The 12,469-nt window shown below is 34.8% G+C and carries 15 protein-coding genes and 1 other RNA gene; 5 read left to right on the plus strand and 11 right to left on the minus strand.

What is annotated here, in order from left to right:
* Positions 1-24 precede the first annotated feature (24 nt).
* From AAGD74_RS02385 to AAGD74_RS02405, 5 genes are all read left to right on the plus strand, one after another.
* Entirely contained in the window at positions 25-633 is a 609-nt protein-coding gene (locus tag AAGD74_RS02385; protein WP_236514420.1) for an SCO family protein, read from the plus strand.
* Between the two features lie 208 nt (positions 634-841).
* Entirely contained in the window at positions 842-3,229 is a 2,388-nt protein-coding gene (gene gyrB / locus AAGD74_RS02390) for a DNA topoisomerase (ATP-hydrolyzing) subunit B (RefSeq protein WP_338482729.1), read from the plus strand.
* Positions 3,230-3,426: 197 nt separating this feature from the next.
* Positions 3,427-3,756: a transposase gene (locus AAGD74_RS02395; RefSeq protein WP_007548762.1), complete on the plus strand. Its 330-nt coding sequence runs from the start codon at positions 3,427-3,429 to the stop codon at positions 3,754-3,756.
* Positions 3,740-4,339: a transposase gene (locus AAGD74_RS02400; protein ID WP_341810681.1), complete on the plus strand. Its 600-nt coding sequence runs from the start codon at positions 3,740-3,742 to the stop codon at positions 4,337-4,339. Before AAGD74_RS02395 ends, AAGD74_RS02400 begins: the two co-directional genes overlap by 17 nt.
* Before the next feature lie 180 nt (positions 4,340-4,519).
* Positions 4,520-4,990, plus strand: coding sequence for a hypothetical protein (locus tag AAGD74_RS02405; protein ID WP_077188515.1), 471 nt, complete (start codon positions 4,520-4,522; stop codon positions 4,988-4,990).
* Between the two features lie 14 nt (positions 4,991-5,004).
* Here the strand turns inward: AAGD74_RS02405 and ispG are convergent, their stop codons facing one another.
* From ispG to ssrA, 11 genes are all read right to left on the minus strand, one after another.
* Positions 5,005-6,285: a flavodoxin-dependent (E)-4-hydroxy-3-methylbut-2-enyl-diphosphate synthase gene (ispG, locus tag AAGD74_RS02410; RefSeq protein ID WP_338482732.1), complete on the minus strand. Its 1,281-nt coding sequence runs from the start codon at positions 6,283-6,285 to the stop codon at positions 5,005-5,007.
* Positions 6,286-6,301: 16 nt separating this feature from the next.
* Positions 6,302-6,922 carry a TRP75-related protein gene (locus AAGD74_RS02415; RefSeq protein ID WP_006279518.1) on the minus strand — a complete coding sequence of 207 codons (621 nt, stop codon included), beginning with the start codon at positions 6,920-6,922 and terminating at the stop codon, positions 6,302-6,304.
* Between the two features lie 188 nt (positions 6,923-7,110).
* Positions 7,111-7,656 (minus strand): hypothetical protein, encoded by a 546-nt coding sequence (locus AAGD74_RS02420; RefSeq protein WP_065094680.1) that lies wholly within the window; start codon positions 7,654-7,656, stop codon positions 7,111-7,113.
* Positions 7,657-7,810: 154 nt separating this feature from the next.
* Entirely contained in the window at positions 7,811-9,934 is a 2,124-nt protein-coding gene (locus tag AAGD74_RS02425; protein ID WP_338482733.1) for an FtsK/SpoIIIE family DNA translocase, read from the minus strand.
* Positions 9,935-10,213, minus strand: a complete 279-nt coding sequence (locus AAGD74_RS02430) for a YggT family protein (protein ID WP_006279515.1) — start codon at positions 10,211-10,213, stop codon at positions 9,935-9,937. It abuts the gene before it with no gap.
* Positions 10,214-10,384: 171 nt separating this feature from the next.
* Complete coding sequence (locus AAGD74_RS02435; protein ID WP_015588829.1) at positions 10,385-10,660, minus strand: type II toxin-antitoxin system RelE family toxin; 276 nt, start codon at positions 10,658-10,660, stop codon at positions 10,385-10,387.
* On the minus strand, positions 10,651-10,872 hold the full coding sequence (locus AAGD74_RS02440) for a hypothetical protein (protein WP_006279415.1): 222 nt from the start codon (positions 10,870-10,872) through the stop codon (positions 10,651-10,653). Before AAGD74_RS02440 ends, AAGD74_RS02435 begins: the two co-directional genes overlap by 10 nt.
* Before the next feature lie 101 nt (positions 10,873-10,973).
* A complete protein-coding gene (locus AAGD74_RS02445) occupies positions 10,974-11,267 on the minus strand; it encodes a type II toxin-antitoxin system RelE/ParE family toxin (protein ID WP_341810766.1) in 294 nt (97 codons plus the stop codon).
* Positions 11,248-11,466 (minus strand): hypothetical protein, encoded by a 219-nt coding sequence (locus tag AAGD74_RS02450; protein ID WP_006279413.1) that lies wholly within the window; start codon positions 11,464-11,466, stop codon positions 11,248-11,250. The genes AAGD74_RS02445 and AAGD74_RS02450 overlap by 20 nt, the downstream gene beginning before the upstream one ends.
* Positions 11,467-11,666: 200 nt before the next feature.
* A complete protein-coding gene (locus tag AAGD74_RS02455; protein ID WP_006279412.1) occupies positions 11,667-12,104 on the minus strand; it encodes a ClpXP protease specificity-enhancing factor SspB in 438 nt (145 codons plus the stop codon).
* A 22-nt stretch (positions 12,105-12,126) separates the two neighbouring features.
* Positions 12,127-12,457: a transfer-messenger RNA gene (gene ssrA, locus AAGD74_RS02460) on the minus strand.
* Positions 12,458-12,469: the final 12 nt, after the last annotated feature.

Raw genomic sequence — 12,469 nt, forward strand, 5'->3', positions numbered from 1 at the left:
TTTAATTTTACTGAGAGCATTCTAATGGTAAGGTTTGTAAGATTGTTATCTAATGTGCTAGCAGCATTAGCAGTTGTTTTTTTAGGTTATTGTTATTTCACTAAAAAAGGCATATTTGCCCCAGTAGCGATTCACAACGCAGAAGTTAAGATAGGCGGAGATTTTTCTTTAATTAATCAGGACGGACAGATCCTGCGCAGTAGTGATTTTAAAGATAAATACATGATGATTTTCTTTGGGTTTTCCTCATGCAAAAGAACTTGCCCTATGAACCTTGGAATAATTTCAGAAACACTTGCAAAGTTAGATGAGAAAACTAACAACAAGCTACAAACATTTTTTATCACAGTTGATCCTGAGCGCGATAGCACGGAAAGACTTAAAGAATTTCAGCAGCAATTTGACCACAGAATACAAATGTTAACTGGTGAAAGAGAAAAAATAGACGAAGTAGTTGCGAAATACAAAGTATATGCAAGCAAAGTTGGTGGAGAAGAAGAAATCAACCATTCTTCGATAATATATCTTATTGGCCCTGGAGGAAAATATGTTACACACTTTGCAGCCGATTTAAATTCAGACGAAAGTCAATCTGATAAGATTTTGGCTGAGATCAGAAAATACGTAAACTGAATTATAGATTCTTCTGTTAATTACGCAACTGCATGAGCGTTATAATTTAATCTCCACCTGGAAGACACATTGGAATGACACTATTTGCTGTCTTCAAAAATAAACATTCGTAAAATTGTGCTTTTAATATGGGTTATCAGTTTAAAAATGTTGCTAATCAGCATATATGAATGTAATATTAATTAACATTCATAAACGAAGCAATACCATGGAAAATAGTTATAATGCCGATGCAATAAAAATCTTAAGGGGTCTTGATGCTGTAAGGAAACGTCCAGGTATGTACATTGGTGACACTGACGATGGATCTGGCTTGCACCACATGGTATATGAGGTTGTTGACAACGCAATAGATGAGTCTTTAGCTGGATATTGTGATAAAATTGAAGTTAGTATAAATGCAGATGGTTCAGTATCTGTAACTGATAATGGTCGTGGCATTCCAACTGACATTCATGAAGAAGAAGGAATATCAGCAGCAGAGGTAATAATGACTCAACTCCATGCTGGTGGTAAATTTGACAGCAATACCTATAAGGTTTCTGGGGGATTACATGGTGTTGGAATCTCAGTTGTGAATGCATTATCAAGCTGGTTGGAATTAACTATTTGGCGCAATAAGAAAGAACACTTTATGCGTTTTGAAGATGGTGAGTCTATTGAACCTTTAAAGGTAGTCAACGAAAATACAAACAAAAGAGGAACTAAAGTCACGTTCATGCCATCAACAGAGACTTTTAATGGCATTAATTTCAGTTACTCAACGCTTGAAAGTCGTATAAGAGAATTAGCATTTTTAAATTTAAATATCGACATTACTTTACGTGATCTGCGCAATGAACCATATACAGAATCTCATTTCAATCAGAGCAATCAATCTAAAGACAATTTTGGTACAGCAAATTTTGTGCAGTATTTAGATAAGAATAAGACACATGTAACTAAAATTGCCAGTATGAAAGGAGATGCAGAAGATCTTGGCATCAGCTTGGAAATATCGATGGAATGGAATGATTCCTACTATGAGAATATGTTGTGTTTCACTAATAATATACGGCAACGAGATGGTGGTACGCATTTGGCAGGATTTAGATCTGCACTAACTAGATGTATCAATAACTATGCAACTAATGAAGGGTTTTTAAAGAAAGCAAAAGTAAATTTAACTGGAGAGGACGTTAGAGAAGGTTTAACTTGTGTTTTATCTCTCAAGATGCCTGACCCTAAGTTTTCTTCACAAACAAAAGATAAACTAGTTAGTTCTGAAGCACGTGCAGTTGTAGAAAGTATAGTTTCTGATAAATTGAGCACAATCCTTGAAACTGATCCCAAATTGGCGGCAAGCATAGTAGAAAGAGCAATTAGGTCAGCAAAAGGAAGAGAAGCCGCAAGAAAAGCACGAGAGCTAGTTAAAAGCAAAAACAATATTGATATTGCAACTCTGCCAGGAAAGCTTGCTGATTGCCAGGAAAAAGCCCCTGAGTTATCGGAATTATTTATAGTAGAGGGTAATTCAGCAGGTGGTACTGCAAAGCAGGGGCGTAATCGTAAAACACAAGCAGTGCTTGCCTTAAGAGGAAAAATTCTAAACGTAGAACGTGTAAGTTTAGATCGTATTTTTTCATCTGCAGAAATAGGCTCTTTAATTACTGCAATTGGTGCTGGAATAGGGAGTGAACACTTCGATATTGAAAAAGCTAGATATCATAAAATTATCATCATGACAGATGCAGATGTTGATGGTTCACATATAAGAACTTTGATTCTGACTTTCTTTTTTAGACACATGCGTGAAGTTATTGAAAAAGGCTACTTATACATAGCACAGCCACCCCTCTATAAAGTTACAAAGAATGCTAAAGACACTTATATTAAAGATGACGAAACTTTTGAAGAGTATATAATAAACTCAGCAGTTAAAAGATTAACACTAAGTAGTACAGCTACAGAATTTAACGATTTGCGCCTTATTTTGAATAAATGCGTTAGCATTTCTAATATTAGCAAAAATTATGATAGAGAAATACCACAAAATCTCTTAGAGTCATTGCTAATTTTAAGTAAAAAGAATGCTCTATCATCGGCTGATGAGATATTAAAGTATTTGAAGTTAATGTACAGCGAATACACTTGGGAAGTGGAAATAAAAGATGAAGAAAAAGAAATTCATATCTCTAAATTGTTTCAAGGATTGGCAGACAAATATATATTTGCACTTAGTATGCTTGAAGGCAAAGATATGCAAAACATATTAAGTTTGCTTGATGGTATAAGTAATTTATTTAATGGTGATTCATTTTTAAAGTCACAAGAAACTGAAATAAGAATCACTTCTCCAAGTACGCTTGCAAAAATAATAATGGACTATGGTAAAAAAGGTTTAACTCTGCAGAGATTTAAAGGTCTTGGTGAAATGAATGCTGATCAGCTATGGGATACTACGTTAAATCCTGAGGCTAGAACTTTACTAAAGGTTGAAATAAAAGATTGTGAAGAAGCTGATTCCATATTTTCAATACTAATGGGTGATATAGTTGAACCACGCCGTGATTTTATTAATAGCAATGCACTCAACGTGCATGATGTTGATATTTGAACTTTTAGCAAAATGTACGAACGTTACGGGTTTAAGCAAAGACTGTGTCATTCAAGTAGCTGACACTGGTTTCTTTATAACGGTGTCATTCCAGTGCTTGACACTGGAATGGCTTTGTTGCATCGCTCAAGTGAAAAGAACTGGCAGTTACTGACAAAATTCATTATAAATAGCGATTTAACTGTTGAAGAAAAAATATGCCACAAAAAATGAGGGTCAGTAACCATAGCGAATATAACAAATTTCTAGAAAAAAGAGGAAATATTTTTCATTATATCAACGAAGCCATAGAAAAGTGGTACGAGAATGGTCCAAAAATACCAGGTGGCAACAATATTTATAGCGATAAAGTTGTAATTTTGGTGCACATAATAACTTGTTTATTTAGAATAGGCCTGAGGCAAACAGTTGGGTTTATAGCAGGATACCTTGAGCAAATTGGGAAAAATTTGCAAGTTATCAGCTATTCACAATCATCAAGAAGGTTTAAGAAACTCAATATTAAGATCAATGATTGCAGAAAATAATATGGAAGATATCGAAATTGCTATAGACAGTACAGGAATTAGTATATACAACAACACTTCTGGTCATAGCAAAGAAAATAGCGAAGATAGAAAGTATCGCAGCTATGAACAGACAAGAAAATTGCATGTAATGTTGAATACAAACAGCAAAAAAGCCATAGCTGTAAAATACAGTAACGGTGTCTACTCTGATCACTATGGAGCTTGTGATTTGCTAAAAGAAGTCGATTTTCAGTATGTCATAAAAGTACTATATGCAGATAGGGCATATGACAGAGAAAAGCTCTATAAGCTGTGTAATCAATATGGTATAAAAACGAAAATTCCTCCGAAAAACAACGCAGCAGAGCATCCAAAGTTAGACTATATGGCTGAGAGAAATTCTGCAGTCAAGCTCATAAAGTCATATGATGAAGATGGTATAAAGAAGTGGAAAAAAGAGATGAGTTATGGAAAAAGATCTTATATAGAAGGTTTTTTCTCGCGATTAAAAAAGACATTTGGATTTAGTTTTAGGAACAAATCTGAAATGAATCGTGAGAGGGAACTAAATGTTATTTGCTTAACAAATTTACTGAAATAGGCATGGCTAAGTTTGAGATAGCTTCATGAATTTATTGTACGTTACCTACTATCCGAAGAGCGATGCAACAAAGCCCACTGGAATCCAGTTATTTGGATTTTGACTCTCATATAAAGACCAAGAGACTAGGCAGTATTTCTAAAGCTTATACAAAGCATAAAATGGGTTTACTGTTGCATAGTGCCTAGCAAAGACGGATTACCTTTAGGTCTATCTTCCCAACAATGTTGGGCGCGTTCTATTAGGGAAGAAGAAACGGCACAAGAAAAAGCAAACAGAAAATACCGTACCTCCATAGAAGAAAAAGAAAGTTATAAGTGGATAACAGCTCTCAAAGAAACTATAAACAACCTTCCTCCAAATGTACAACTTGTTACCCTTGGTGATAGGGAAGCAGACATCTTCAAATTTTTATGGGTGGCTGAGACGTTAGGTAGTTTTTATGTAATCCGCAATCGAGCTAATAGAAGATTTATCTGTACTGAAGTCGGAAAAACAGATTTGCAAACACGCATCACTCAACTGCCAGTAAAAAAGAAAATTTCTCTAGAAGTTACTAAAGGTGGAAACCAGAGATCAAGAAAAGCTAATATTGAAGTTAAGTATATGAAAGCCTATCAGATCTTCTTCCATTTATGGGTAAGGTCATAATTAACCGTGAAAGGTTACATGTAATGTTTCTTCACATAATTATCAATAATTGCCTTAAATTCTTCAGAGACATTATCACCTTGTAAAGTTTTGAAATATTTGCCGTTTTTGTAGACTGCTGAAACAGGTTTTTCTCCATATCCAGGTAAGCTGATTCCCAAATTTGCGTGTTTGCTTTCTCCAGGACCATTTACTATGCATCCCATAACAGCAATGTTCATATGCTCTACACCTGGATTTTTTTTCTTCCACATCGGCATATGAGTTTTTATATAGCCATTCACTTCTTCAGTTAATATACGAAAACGATCGCTGCTCGTGCGCCCACAACCAGGACATGAATTAACCTGAGGGTTAAAGTATCGCAAGCCTATAGACTGCAATATTTCCTGACACACCACCACTTCATTAGTACGCGATTCACCAGGACGTTGAGTCAAAGAAGCCCGTATTGTATCTCCAATGCCATTTTGCAATAAATAAGTAAGCCCTGCTGCGGTATTTACCACACCTTTATTGCCCATACCAGCCTCAGTTAAACCCAAATGCAGCGCATAATTGGAAGATTTTGCAAGTGCCATATAAACTAAAATTAAATCTTGCACTTTGCTAACTTTACATGAAATGATTATTTTGTTTGAATTTAGACCAATTCCTTCAGCTTTTTTTGCACTATCAAGAGCAGACATTACAAGTGCTTTGCGCAGTATAACATCAGAAGGCCTTGAATTACTAAGCGAAGAGTTTTCATCCATCAATTTTTGCAAAAGGTATTTATCAAGACTACCCCAATTTACCCCAATTCTAACCGGAAGATCGTGCATTATTGCATACTCTATCACCCTTTCAAACTTCTCATCACGTTTGTCGCCAAAGCCTATATTGCCTGGATTGATTCTAATTTTACCCAGCATTTTGATGTTGTCTGGATAATCTTGAACTAATTTATCTAGCTCATATTGACCGCAGCCTACCAATATTTTACCGTCAAAACCTTCTTTATTTATCTCTTCTACTATATAAGGTATTGCTCTTGCTACCTCCTCTGAGTTCAAGGCAATTCGCACCAATTCTGAACCTGTACGCGCTAGTTCTGTTATCTCTTTTGCATAATGTTTTGCGCTACTTTTTATATTATCAGAATCTATATGCACACCAAGCGCCATAGATTGTACAACTACAGGATTATTTCCGCCTATCTTTACTTTTCCAACTTCTACAACATGAGTTTTGTGCCTGGAAATTGGCGATAATTCACATGCATCGTCATTCAATATCAGGTCTGTATCTAGCATATTATTAATTGTGATACTATTTTACTGTTTCAGCTACGCTGCCAAACGAACTTGAACCATTCAAACTATAAGCATCTACGTTATCCAAATTAGCAATAGAATCATGTGAGCACGTTCTTCTTGAAGGAGTTTCTTTTATAGTGATATTTATAGGAGAAACTTTCTTTTCTCGTGTTGAAGTAACTTTCTTCCCTTCTTGTTGTTCACTTTCATGCTGCTTACTTTCATACTGAGAAACTGGCTCTTGATCTATAAATACAGCACCCTTTAAACGTGCGATATTAATACCATGCTGATTTATCATAGCGCTCTCTTCATCGTCGACTATGCACGCTTCCATGTCATTTGGCTCATTATCAAGACTAGCAATTTTTTTCTCTTTTAATTTTTTTATTAGATCTTCTTTATTTATAGCTCGATCTTGTGACTTTTTTTTCTTGAGCAATTCCCTACGCTTCTCATACAGTTTATATGACTCAGCAAAATCCTCATCTGTATGAAAGTTTGCACCACCAGGGTTACCAGGAGGTATGTATCTCTTACTGAGCTTAGATTTAGCTCCAGCACTATGCACAGTAAAAAAGCTAGAAACCAAAAACATTAATATAAACAAAACTTTAGAAAAAATCCTAAGCATATGGTGCTATAGTAAATATCGTGTTTTAAAAGATAGCAATTAACAAACTTTAAGTAAACCAGAATCTTTACTAACTTTACAATACAAATATTTTTCTAAAAAGTGATATGTTTACTATCAAAAAATCTACATAGGCTAAGAGAAGAGGAAGGTGTTACAAGTTGCGTAACACCTTTTCAAGAAAAGTGTTATGCAGCTATATGTTTGTCAACTTTTAAGTCATTCCGTAGTTTTTTAGTACCATCGGTAGCATCTACATTATTAAGTTTTGCGTCTGGTGTATCTTTAGACAAGTTCTTTTCTTTCTCCCTTTCACACTTAACTCCCTGATAGATACAGAATGCAACAAAACTAGTTATCGCTATTACGGCAACAGCAGTGGCTATGGTACAAATTAGTAGTGTTTTTTCTTGATCTGCTACTGCCTCTGCAAGTGTTTCCACTTTTTCTTGCAGGCCGTTTAAGTGCTCTTGCATAGCTTGAAACTGCTCAGTACCAATCTTGTCTTCTAATGCACTAAAAACTTTTTCAAACTGCTCAGCATCTATCTTTTGAGCTTCTTGCCATTCTTTTAATGCACTAAATACCTCTTCAAACTGTTTAGCATCTATCTTTTGAGCTTCTTGCCATTCTTTTAATGCACCAAAAACTTTTTCAAACTGCTCAGCATCGATTTTTTGACTTTCTTGCAATTCTGTTACACCTAACCAATTGCACAAAATTCCTTTTACCATTTTAACCCCCTAGTTAATTAATATATTATAATTTTACATTCCCAATGTTTAAATTATTATTAAATTAACTGTCATTATGTATTGACCTTTTAATAATTTTGTTTGACTTGCTTTTTGAAAGTGCGGAAACTTAAATTAAGGTATTACAAGATTGTTATTCAACCAATATCTCTCTTTTCCCTGAGTAATTTGGAGCGCTGACAATACCTTCCTTTTCCATTCTTTCAACGATGTTTGCTGCTCTGTTATAGCCTATTCTAAGCTGCCTTTGAATGTAACTGGTTGAAACTTTTTGATCTCTTTGAATGATGGCCACTGCTTGGTTATAGAGGTCATTTTCTTCATCCTCCGTTTCATCGTGTGACTCTGTAGAAGAATTTTCATCTTCTTTAGTGATTTCCTCCATGTAGTTTGGCTCACCTTGCATTTTCAGATGATCAACTATATCTTGCACCTCATTATCACTTACAAATGGGCCGTGAACTCGAATGATCTTACCACCAGAGGCCATATAGAGCATGTCACCCATGCCGAGCAATTGTTCAGCCCCTTGTTCGCCAAGTATTGTACGGCTATCTATCTTAGAAGTAACAGCAAAACTGATTCTCGTTGGAAAGTTCGCCTTTATCACACCTGTGATCACATCCACAGATGGGCGTTGTGTTGCCATTATGATGTGTATTCCTGCAGCACGAGCCATCTGAGCTAAGCGTTGAATAGAGCACTCTATTTCTTTGCCGGCAACAAGCATCAAATCTGCCATTTCATCCACGATCACTACAATATATGGAAATGTTTCCATCTTGATTGGTATTTTTTCAAACAGAGGTTTGCCTGTTGTTGAGTTAAAGCCAATCTGCACAACGCGCTCCAATTCTATTCCACTATTCATCGCTTCTGTGATTTTTTGATTATAGTTTATAACATTGCGTACATTCAAATACGACATCATGCGATAGCGGTTTTCCATTTCTTTCACTATCCACTTAAGAGCGACTACAGCCTTTTTTGGCTCTGTTACTACTGGCGTTATTAGATGTGGTATTGCATCATATATTGAAAGCTCAAGCATTTTGGGGTCGATCATTATCATCTTGCATCCGTCAGGACTTAATCGATAAACGAGTGAAAGAATCATAGTGTTAATCGCAACTGATTTACCAGACCCTGTGGTTCCAGCAACGAGCAAGTGAGGCATTTTAGTTAGATCTGCAATAACTGGTTTTCCACTTATTTCTTTGCCAAGCGCAATTGGAAGATTTAAGTTTGCATTTTGGTATTCTGGTGATTCAAGCAAATCACGCAGCATTACAATTTCCCGTTCCTTGTTCGGCAACTCTATTCCCATAGCATTTTGCCCACGAATTATTGAAATACGTGCAGAGAGTGCACTCATCGAACGTGCAATGTCATCTGCAAGGCCAATTACTCTTGCAGATTTCGTACCAGCTTGTGGTTCAAGTTTGTATAAAGTCACAACCGGCCCATAGCATACACTGATAATTTTTCCTTGCACGCCAAAATCACTCAGGACTTGTTCCAGCAGAGATAAATTTTTATTGCTCTCCATTTCATTCAGCTGTTTTCTCTGCAAAGACTCCTCTGCTTTGGAAAGTAAATGAATGCTTGGAAATTCGAACTCACTGGAAGGTTTAAAAATTTCTTCGGTAGCTTTTTTCTGTCTTTCTTTTGGTTGTTGTTTAGTAGTGATTTTAGTTTTATGTTTTTCTTCTACTACTAATGGTGCAACTGAATATTCAGCAGTTTTATGTGATCTGAAGAATGGAACATTTACAAATAAGCAAGCTATTTTTTTACATAAGAAGAATAGAGAGTAAATTGTTCTCTTCCAACCAACAGATCCTACAAGACCTATTAATGTTACTATCACAAATACATAAAACGGGCAGTTATTAACGAGTGCATTCCCTATTATTCCACTGTGTCTGTACCTTGCTGTGATGCCTAGCGAAAGTTGTGGTAATATAGCACATACCCCTAAATTGATTAATATTAAATAGAGAATTTTCAGCAGTATTTTTGCTGGCCTGAAGATCAACAAGTAAACTATGGTTGTAGCTATTGTAACACTAGTTAATCCAAGAAATTGAACCAATATATCAGCTAAATATGAACCTACTATTCCACCTAAATTTGTCACTTCCTCATTTGTAGCCGTGTTTAAGGAAGGATCTTTATAGTTATAGCTAAAAACTGATATATATATATATATTAAAAGGGATAGATATATTGCTGATTTTAGATATTTTTTTAACATCTACCTAAAGTAGTAAGCTACTGTATATTTTACAAAGTGAATTGTTATTAGCAATATCATTATAGATAAATCTAATCCGTTGAACGGTGGTATATATCTTCTAATAATCTTTAGTGGTGGATATGTCAATTGGTTCAAGATGTGCATTATGCTACTGACAGTTTCATTATATATGTTCACCATATTAAGTTTAACCAGCCAGTTTAGGACAACCCAACATATTAGAATGAAGCTATAAAGATCAAGTAACGTATTGAGTAGATATATGATTGGATGCATACATATCTATTACACGAAAGTTATATAAAAGACAAGTATTTAGCCTTTTCAAACTCAAAATGTTGTTTTTGCTGAACCAAAAAAAACTTCATTTTTTGAGCTGGGCAAAGCCACCTAAAGTAGAGAATGGACAAGGAAGGAGGGGTGTATAATATATATTAATGTTGGTATTTATTTCTTATAAATATCATCTCTATGTCCTATCTCTGTGATAGTTACTATATGATCTAATTGATTTACTCTGTAAATTACACGATAGTCACCAACTCTTAGCCTTCTACATCCTTTTAAGTTATGATGTAGTGGTTCACCAAAATTTATTGGGTCAACTGTAAGACGTTCTTTTATAGCCTTTTGAACTCTTAGCCTTATTGTCTTTGGAAGGTTTGGTAAATCTTTTTCAACAACACTCTTTAGAGACTTAACCTTGTAACGCTCTAATCCCACTTAATATCTTCAAAATCAACTGTTTCTGCACCTTCAACATCACGCTCATCAGAAATTTTAGATACTAAAAAATCCTCCATTTCAAGCTCAACTGCTTCTCTAAATAGTTTTCCTGCTAATTCTTGAACGGGCTGTTTAGTAAATTCAGATAATTCAGCAAGATGCTTTAAAGTTTCTTCGCTAAGAGCTATGTTAATGCCTGAATTTGCCATATGTTTTACCAAAGTCCACTAATAATTATACAACATTTTTTTTAATTTTTCAATAAAGAAAGGAAGGAAGGAGGGCTGTATAAAAATATATTTAATGTTTATCAAGTAGCCTTCTCATAAATGGTGTCTCTATGTCCTGCTGTAGCAACAAATACCTTATGTTTTGCAATATTTACAGTATAAATAATTCGATAATCACTAACCCTTATTCTTCTATACCCTTTTAGCCTGCCACGTAATGGTTTACCAAATTTAATTGGATCAGTTGTAAGCCGCTCGTTTATCGCTTTTGTAATCCTTGATCTTATTGTTTTTGGAAGATTTAGAAAATCTCTTTCAGTAAAGTTTTTTGAGTAGACAATATCGTATCTCAGTTTATGTCCTCTCCCTTTCAGATAGTACTGTGTTCCAGTCTACATCCTCACATTCCTTAATAGTTTTATATAACGCAATATCTTCTACTTCGCACTCGATTCCTTCGATGACTAACCTTTTTGCTAGTTCTTGAACGGATTCCTTGGTGATTTCAGCTAACTTAGTAAGGTTATGTGAAGTTTTTGGGTCAAAAGTTATACTAATTCCTGAATCTGTCATATGTTTTACCAAAGTCTACTAATAATTATACAACATTTTTCTGAATTTTTCAATAAAGGAAGTTGATGATATGTAAGAAAAATTTTGCCACCTGCGTTAATAAATAATTAAAGATTTAGCATATTTATCTACCCTCTATTCTATTACTGAAGTTAGACCACTTTTTTCTATTAATATTTTTTGTTTATAAAGATGAGCAGTTACTCATCACGCAGTTGATCTATGGATATAATACTACCGTTTGATAGTTTTTCAGTACATTTTTCACTTTTGTATTCTTTATCAGAGTCGATACTGATTTTGTCAAATATTAAAACATCTCCTGAAATTTTATCACGAAACTCACTAATAGCAAAAAACGGTATAGTAATTCGCTCTTGTTTTCCTTGAAAACTCAAACTGACGCTAAATTTATCCTCAGAAACTTTTAAATCATAGAATTGATGCTGTAATATAATAAGCATTTGAGTAGGGTATGACTTTTTCAAACGATCTGGCATGGTCACACCATTAAAATATGTGAAAAATAATATTTCTAAGTGAGGGATAAAACCATTACCTGATATAACATCTAAAGTCTTTTTGATAACTTGAAACTTAGCAGAATTAAGCAGTTTTTTGTAATCTGTTTGCTCCATATAACTTTCACATACGTAAATTTTGGGGGAACTTCTGTTACCCGGCGTTCCCTGAACCGTGCTTTAGTAATAAATTGGTTGTGCTAAATTAAGCAGCAACACGATATTCTTCAGCAGCAAAATTATCGTTTGCATTTAAATTATGAACTCTTAGCGGTGGTGTCTAACCGAGCAAAGCTACCATCTTTACTATGCATGTCGATCCTTAATCGCCCCCGTATAATTAAAAAACATGGTGGAGGCGCCGAGTACTGCCCTCGGGTCCAATACACCTATTACAAGGTAATTTTATTGCTATAGTACACAAAATGTACATAGCTATTATATAGCAACATTAAATAAATGTCAAGATATTATGACCTTAA

Source organism: Wolbachia endosymbiont (group A) of Campoletis raptor (assembly GCF_964026755.1).
GTDB classification, from domain to species: Bacteria; Pseudomonadota; Alphaproteobacteria; order Rickettsiales; family Anaplasmataceae; genus Wolbachia; species Wolbachia pipientis.